This is a genomic window from Campylobacter sp. RM9328, assembly GCF_012978615.1.
In genome coordinates this window covers 1-2708 of the sequence record NZ_LIWF01000030.1, presented here as the reverse complement: position 1 = coordinate 2708, position 2708 = coordinate 1, and the positions used below count along the sequence as shown (strand labels likewise).

The following is a 2708-nucleotide window of genomic DNA, read 5'->3' as shown; positions in this document are numbered from 1 at the left end:
ATTTTTCTCCAAAAACTCCCTCTCTTGTTTGGTTGGCTCATATTCATCTTTAAAGAACTCTTGCTTTGATTTTATCTTTTGTTCTAGCATTTTGTTCTCGTAAATTTTATACGAAGGCTTCCAGTATTCAAGCTGGTTTCTCATATCATGAGCATGTCCTACTCCTACGTGACAACTTACACATTTAAGCTCTTTGTCGCTTCCTTGAAGCTTAACGTAGTGGGCGTGCATCTTTTGAGCTTGCTGTGATGAAGCTGTTGTGTCTAAGATGTTAGTATGACAGCTCATACAGCCGTTGTCAAACACATAGTGCTCTTTATTTTTTAGATTAGCCACCCAGTTTATACTATCAGGATCGCCAAAGAAGTGGATATAGCCCTCTACTATGCCATTAACTGCTTTTTGATATACGTATTTGGCTAGGTTGTCGTGAGGTAAATGGCAATCAACACATTTAGCCTTTACGCCTATTGCCCCACTGCCTGCATGGATATCTTTTTGATATGATATAACCATAGGATCCATCTCGTGGCAGACTCCACAAAATCTATCCGTGCTGGTCTCTTCAAGCACATAATGAACCGGTAAAACAACGAAAAATCCAACAATGCCACTTATCACTACAATAAGAGCTAATAATTTCTTTGAAATTTTCATGGTGTTACTCCCATCCATTGTGGAACCTCATGCTCGTGGCATTCGCTACACATATTTATAGACGGCTTGTGCTCGAAGTGGCACTCGTCACAGTATAATGTAGGACCGTCGTGAACCGAGTTGTGTGGATTAGCTTTTAGCGTATCCATAAATTTAAGTCTTTGCGCTAGTAGCTTTTTAGTGCCGTGGCAGCTTAGACAGCCTTCATCTTTTATGTTTTTAAATTTACTAGGATCGTCACCTTGATTTGTATGACAATCTATACAGTCAAACGCCAAATGTTCATGATGAGGCTTTAGAGTGTGTTTTGCTCGTAGCTCGTCAGAAACGGTTATCTTTTGAATGTTAAGGTCTGATTTTTTCCCATTATCATTCGCAAAGATAGGCGTGAAAAAACAGCATAATAATAGTAATGCTGTTAAAGTTAGACGTTTCATTTAAGACCTTTGGATTTAAATAAGAAGAGGGCCAAGAGCCCCCTTTTGTATTACATTGCTTCGCCGGCAATCATACCAAATACGATACAATCGGTAATAGCAACTGTACCTAGACGGCTAGCACCATGTGTTCCGCCTGTAACCTCGCCCGCAGCATAAAGACCAGGGATTGGTTTGTTTGTTTTAGAAGAGATAACTTCTGCTTTCTCATTAATTTTTAGACCGCCCATTGTGTGGTGTGGTTTTGGTGAAAGGCGAACTACATAGAATGGACCAGCTTCGTTGATCTCGCTTAGTGCGTTTTCTTGTTTGCCAAATTCATCTTTTTTAGCTTTTACGCCCTCGTTGTATTTTTTAACGGTTTCTTTTAAAGCTGCTGCAGGAACGCCGTATTTGCTAGCTATTTCATCTAAGCTTTTGCAAACACCAACTAGCTTACCGCCAGCCATACCTTTTTGTATGATCTCTTCGCTAAGATCTCTAAAGCATTTGTCATCGCCAAATGTTATAGGGTATGCGCCCGGAGTTTCTCTTAGAATTTTAAACTCTGCATCAGCTCTTGTTTTTCTGTCTGCTAGTTCGTTCATGAAGCGTTTGCCGTTGCGAATATCAACAGCGATACCGTATTTAAATGTTCCTTGTTGAGTAAGGATAGGGGCTGTACCAAAGCCTTTTTCATCAGGGCTTGCCCATGGGCCAAATTGGATCCAGTCGATTTGAACAGGATATGCACCGATCTCAAATGCTTTTAGTAAAGCACCAGCTGTTGCACCTGCGTGGTTTGTGCTATCAACATCATCAGGAATTCTTGGGTCTTGAAGTTTTCTAAATGCTCTATCGCGTCCAAAACCGCCAGATGCTAAAACAACACCTTTTTTAGCCTTGATAGTTTTTTTAGTTCCGCTTGTGTTTTCTAGGTCGTCGCTGTATAGGTTAGCGTCAAATTTATACTCTTCGCGGATAGTTACACCAACAACTCTATCGCCTTCCATTACGAAGTCGTCAAATTTAGCTCTTCTTCTTAGTTCGCAACCTTGGTCTTTTAATGCTTCAAATTTTTCAAGCATAGGTTGGATATAGCCTGAGCCAGAGTCGTTTGTAGTTAGCATTGAGCGAGGAACTGAGTGTCCGCCGAAGTGTGCGCAGTGATCTTTAAACTGAACACCATTGTCTACTAGGAATTTGTAAGCGTCTGTTCCGCGATCAGCTAGCGTTTGAAGTAGTTCAGGGTGGTTAATACCAAGACCCGCTTTTAAGCAGTCAGCCATAAATAGCTCTTTACTATCTTTGATACCGTCTTTTGCTTGGACAGGATTCACAGGAACACTCATGCCGCCACCGTTAATAACTGAGTTACCGCCGATACGACCCATTTTTTCAAGGATTAGAACTTTGTTTCCTTTTTTGGCTGCTACAAGACCAGCTGCTAGTCCTGAAAAGCCTGAGCCGATAATTACAACGTCCCACTCTTCATCAAATTTAACATCTTTTGCATCAACTGCAGAAGCGCTAGCATTTACGCTGCTAAGTGCAAGAGCACCAGCACCAACCATACTCATCTTAACGAAATTTCGTCTTGACATGTTTTCCATATTGTCTCCTTTTAGAAAGTTG

At 41.1% G+C, this 2708-nt stretch carries 3 protein-coding genes; all 3 read right to left on the bottom strand.

Annotated elements, in window-relative coordinates; translation table 11 throughout:
- The coding region (locus CCAL9328_RS10400) for a cytochrome c3 family protein (RefSeq protein WP_170000611.1) at positions 1 to 657 on the bottom strand (657 nt) is incomplete at its 3' end.
- Positions 654 to 1094 (bottom strand): cytochrome c3 family protein, encoded by a 441-nt coding sequence (locus CCAL9328_RS10395; protein WP_169972575.1) that lies wholly within the window; start codon positions 1092 to 1094, stop codon positions 654 to 656. The genes CCAL9328_RS10400 and CCAL9328_RS10395, both read right to left, overlap by 4 nt.
- Before the next feature lie 50 nt (positions 1095 to 1144).
- The gene (locus tag CCAL9328_RS10390) at positions 1145 to 2686 is read right to left on the bottom strand and encodes a flavocytochrome c (protein ID WP_169937856.1); all 1542 of its coding nucleotides are present in this window, start codon (positions 2684 to 2686) and stop codon (positions 1145 to 1147) included.
- Between the last annotated feature and the right edge of the window lie 22 nt (positions 2687 to 2708).